Genomic DNA, 664 nt, shown 5'->3' on the forward strand with positions numbered 1-664 from the left:
CACCGTGTTGACGATGAGCACCACCGGCGACGATCCAGTCGCGGCGCTCAAGAACAACCCATTGTTGGCAGACAATGCGGCCATCACTGCGGGTGAGGTGTATTTGCTGAGTCCGGAGCTATTCCGCCTGGATTACTTTAGCGCCATGATGATGCTCGACCAGCTGGAAGAGCACTTCGCGAAGAAGTAACGCGATGAAATAACCCGACGAAGCGCGGGGAAATTAGAATGGCGGTGCTGCCTCGCTGGGGGTAAACGTGGTGGTAGAGGTGGTGCCGAATTCGTCCAGGTCGAAGACCATACTGACGTGATTAAAAAGGTTAAATCCAGATTCTTGCAGTGCAGAAACCCCGGTGTGGATTGCGCGCAACTGGGACTGGAATTGCTTCATTTCGTCCGAATGAAAACTCCACGTGTCTAGAGCACGCTGTAGCCAGGTGAGATCATTGTGCCATAGCTGTTGTTCTTGCGTGTTTGTCAGCGGCTCGTGTTCTTTCTCCTTTTCCTTCCTATTTTCCTTCGATTGTTGACAGCGCACCCAAGGATCGTCGACAGGCGCACTGGCGCGGCGGGCATTTCCGGTGTTTTCAGCGTCGTCGGTAAGCGTTGTATTCATTGTATTTTGTTGAGTGTGCTGCTGCGCTTGTTGAGCTCTGTGCTTTTC

At 52.9% G+C, this 664-nt stretch carries 2 pseudogenes; one reads left to right on the forward strand and one right to left on the reverse strand.

The annotated features are described in order from the left end of the window. Positions 1-190: pseudogene (locus tag BKN05_RS12150) on the forward strand (Fe2+-enterobactin ABC transporter substrate-binding protein); the annotation flags it as partial. Between the two features lie 33 nt (positions 191-223). On the opposite strand, the pseudogene BKN05_RS12155 reads toward BKN05_RS12150, so the two are convergent. Next, positions 224-664: pseudogene (locus BKN05_RS12155) on the reverse strand (HNH endonuclease signature motif containing protein); the annotation flags it as partial.

This window comes from Corynebacterium sp. S5S1 (assembly GCF_001913985.1).
Classification (GTDB): Bacteria; Actinomycetota; Actinomycetes; order Mycobacteriales; family Mycobacteriaceae; genus Corynebacterium; species Corynebacterium marquesiae.